The sequence below is a fragment of the Streptomyces sp. genome (assembly GCF_035563135.1).
Taxonomy (GTDB): Bacteria; Actinomycetota; Actinomycetes; order Streptomycetales; family Streptomycetaceae; genus Streptomyces.
Window position 1 is genome coordinate 1 of record NZ_DATMVN010000063.1, and the last position, 3844, is coordinate 3844.

Below are 3844 nucleotides of genomic sequence, written 5' to 3' on the forward strand. Positions count from 1 at the left end.
TGGTCGACGCCGGGGAGCGAGACGTACTCGTGGTTCGGCAGCGCCGCCCGCAGTCCGTCGTCGGGGATGGCGATCGTGTCTGCGTCGCCGTTGAGGATCAACACCTTCGCGGTGATCTGCGCGAGCCGCTCGGGGGGGAGTACGGGATTGGGCGGCCGCCGGAGCAACGCGGCCATGGCGTCGGGTCGGTTGCTCGGGGTACGAGCCAGATAACCGGCGATGTCTGGCATCGCCGCGCGCTCGTCCGCCGTCATGCCCCGTTGGACGACATCAGCGAGCCGCTGCCCGGTCTCGTGCTGGAACACGCCGTCGCCCAGTCCGGCGATCACGATGCGCCGGAACTTACCCGGATCGCGGACCGCCATCTCGAGCGTGAGCTTGGCGCCGAGTGAGAAGGCGACGACGTCCACCTGACCGTCGGGAAGCAGCGCCTGCACCCGTGTGGCCAGATCGCCGTACTCCTCCGGCTGATCCGACGCCGCCGGGTCGCCATGCCCGGGCAGGTCGAGTTCGCTCACCGCGCGGCGGCGCGCGGCGAGCGCTTCGCGCCAGCCGTTGCTGCCGTAGGTGCCGTCGAAAGAACCGGCCCAGCCGTGGATCAGCACCACCGTCGGCGCGCTGCCCGTTGCCTCAGTAGCCTTCCGCTTGCCCATTTCGTCCATTCGCCTTCCCTTTTCGTCGCATTATTCATCAAGCCCGGAATGTCATCTCCGTGAGCCGCTCGCACTCAGGCACAAGCGGCCGCCAGATCGCCGGGGGCGAAGCCGAGAAGAGGAAAGCATTGAACTCCAACAGGACGCGGAGACGTGTTCCCGACGTCACGTCGGGGGACCTCGTTGTGTTGTCTGCCCAGGCGGGTCGGTGGTTAGCGGGTCAAGAAGCGGAGCGGCAGGCTCGTGAACCCGCGCAAGGTACCGGCGGTCGCGGTCTGCTGCGCCAGCACTTCCCCAAAGGCACCGACCTCTCCCGCTGCGACCTCGAGGACCTCCTCGCCGTCCGAGCCGCGGTCAACAGCAGGCCCGGAAGGTCCTCGACTCGAAGGCCCCGCTGAAGTCCTGGACGAGCAACTAGGTTGCTCCACCAAGCGGTTGTTGCAGCGGCCGGGACTGCCCCCGCCGTACCAGTTGCGAATCTCAATCGGCAGCAGCGCCAGGAGATCCACCAGCGCCCAGAGCAGGCCGGACCCGTGACCGGCAGCCAGCACCCTTGTAGTCGGGTCCATGGGCTACCCCGGCAATGCTCGTGCCCTCACCATGGGCAGCGGCTCGTACGCACGCTTCCCTGGCTCTTCGCGGTTCCTGGTGAATCGCGTGGCGTGAGCCGGAGATCGTGATCTTGGCCCGGGGACGTTGAGGCCCGCGGTCCTGACGCGCGGCGCGGTCTTGGGCGGCGTCGTGGGCCGTGGCGACGTCCGGATGTAGGGCGCGGCCAGGGGCCAGGACTTCGGACCGTTGCCCACCACCTCGACACCTCTGGCGGGCGTGAGGCTGTCCGGTTGTCCCACCCTTCGCGGGACAGGGCGCCGGGCGGCTCTTACGGGACGGCGGCGGGGCACCGCTCCGTCACTGCCTCGATCGCGTCGGCTTCTGCGTTGGGTTGACTCCGACCGCAGGGCCTCTGAGGACCACAGAGCCCTTTGAAGCCGTACCCAACGTTTGGTTGACTCCCCGTCAAAACGAGAGTTGGCTCACGTTCACACCGCGACGTACGGAGTACACGTGTCCCGTAACAGATTGTCCAAGAAAATGCCACCTGGACGCGGTGCGCGCGCGACAGCAGCGCTCGGCATGAGCGCGATGTTTCTTCTGGCCGCATGCGGAGGTGGCAGCGGTGGCGACAGCGGAGGTGACACCTCCGCGTCGGGGGACAACTGCGACAAGACCCTGACTATGGCGCTGGAGAACACGGTCAACGGCTGGGACTTCAGGAGGCAGGTCGGGGGTGGCCATGCCTGGATTCAATGGCGGGCGGTGTACGACACCCTGCTGCAGAGCGATGTGGAGGATCGCAGCATCCAGCCGGGTGCTGCAGAGAAGTGGTCCTACAACGAGGACAAGACGGAACTCACACTGACGATGCGCGAGGGCACGACGTTCACCGACGGAGCGCCGGTCGATGCGGAGGCTGCCAAGGCCAGCCTGGAAGCATTCCGGGACGGGGGCGGACCCGTCGCGAGTCGTCTGCGTGGCATCGAGGTGGCCGTGGTGGACGACATGACCCTCACCCTCACGTTGCCGGCTCCCAATCCAGCCCTGTTGAACCACCTATCAGACGCGGCGGGCGTACTGGTCAGCCCGGCGTCGATCGGTTCCCCGACCATGGACACGGAGCCGGTCGGCAGCGGCCCCTACACATTGAACCTGCAAGAGACGGTGACCGGGAGCAAGCTCATCTACGACCGGAATCCGGACTACTGGAACTCCGACGAGTTCCCCTATGACAAGCTGGAATTCCAGGTGATGGCGGACGAGACGGCTCAGCTCAATGCGCTTGCGTCCGGGCAGATCGACGGCGCTGAGATCCTCAGCGCCAACGTGCAGAAGGCGGAGTCTCAGGGCGCGCACGTCGAGGCTTTCCCGAGTGTGATGAGCGGTTTCTTCCTCGCGGATCGGGCGGGAACGAAGATCCCCGCGCTCGGAGATGTGCGGGTGCGGCAGGCGATCAACATGGTCTTCGACCGGGATGCGATCGCGAAGGCCATTTGGAACGGCCACGGCACCGCCAGTCCCCAGCTCTTCAGCCCCGGCACGTCGGGCTTCCAGGAGGACCTCCTGGACCACTACGACTACGACGTCGAGGCCGCGAAAGAGCTGATGGCGGAGGCCGGTTACGCCAACGGGTTCGACGTCGTGCTCCCGGAGATCGGCGGCTACCAGGACGAGTACACCGCCATCACGGTGCAGCAGCTCGGTCTGCTGAACATCCGGGCCGAGGTCCTGCCCGTTCCGCGGGCAGAGGCCCTACCCCGGCTCGTCAGCGGCGAGTTCCCCATGTTCGTCTACAAGGTGCCTTCCAACGTAGAGGTGAGTGTCGTGTCCAACTACGTGGTCCCCACTGCTGGCTTGAATCCTTTCAAGAGCGAGGCTCCCGAGCTGAAGGCGCTACTGGCGGAGTGGGCGGTCGCCGACCCTGACGAGACGGCGGATATCTACCAGGGGATCAACGAATTCCTGGTGGAGAACGCCTGGTTCGCGCCGTTCGGGAACCCGGACGTGAGCTGGGCCTTCAACGAGTGCACGACCATTCGCGGGACGGTAGGCGGCACGCCCCCTCTCCAGACCTTCGAGTAGGGCAGCCACGCGGTCGGCCGTCGGAAGCTGCGGGTCCCGACGGCCGACGGGCACCCTCGCTCCGCACCGAGGCACGTGGTCCCACGTCGCGGTGCAGGCCGACCCACGCGGGAGTGACTCTGCTGACCCGCCCAGCTTCTCCACCGCCTGCAGCAGTGGCTCAGTACTACAGCCGCACCTATCCGGGTGGTTGTGGCGTGTCTGCGCGGCCGGTGAAGCAGGCCGGACGACGGTCCTCGGGTGGCCAGAATGGAGACTGCCCCCCTTTCGGTCGACCCGGATTCGCAGGGGCGAGCAGGCCGCACGGGCGGCCCGGCGTCGCCCGGGATCTGCTCAGGGGACACGCGCCCCGGGCGTGGTGGCGATGCTCGGTAGCCCGACCGGGTGACATGCCAGGAAGTCACCGACGGCGGACCGTCACGATCCGTAACGTCCGAAGCTGTGACCCCGCGATCCGCTCTGCGCCCTCGTCACCTCCCTCGCCTGCTGGCCGCCGTCGGCGCCCTGCTTCTCGTGACGTCATGCGCCGAGGAATCCGCCTCCGGCGAGACGGG

At 67.3% G+C, this 3844-nt stretch carries 2 protein-coding genes and 1 pseudogene; 2 read left to right on the forward strand and 1 reads right to left on the reverse strand.

Annotated elements, in window-relative coordinates; all coding sequences use genetic code 11:
- The coding region (locus VN520_RS02705; protein ID WP_325745197.1) for an alpha/beta fold hydrolase at positions 1–662 on the reverse strand (662 nt) is incomplete at its 3' end.
- 263 nt (positions 663–925) lie between these two features.
- Between VN520_RS02705 and VN520_RS39530 the strand changes: the two are divergent.
- Both VN520_RS39530 and VN520_RS02710 read left to right on the forward strand, forming a co-directional pair.
- A pseudogene (locus VN520_RS39530) lies at positions 926–1070 on the forward strand (IS30 family transposase); the annotation flags it as partial.
- A gap of 675 nt (positions 1071–1745) precedes the next feature.
- Positions 1746–3290 carry an ABC transporter substrate-binding protein gene (locus tag VN520_RS02710; protein WP_325745198.1) on the forward strand — a complete coding sequence of 515 codons (1545 nt, stop codon included), beginning with the start codon at positions 1746–1748 and terminating at the stop codon, positions 3288–3290.
- The last annotated feature ends 554 nt before the right edge of the window (positions 3291–3844 follow it).

What these genes read in the sequence shown, in the direction of transcription:
- VN520_RS02710 (WP_325745198.1), top strand. Translation starts at nt 1,746, where the DNA reads ATGCCACCTGGACGCGGTGCGCGCGCGACAGCAGCGCTCGGCATGAGC.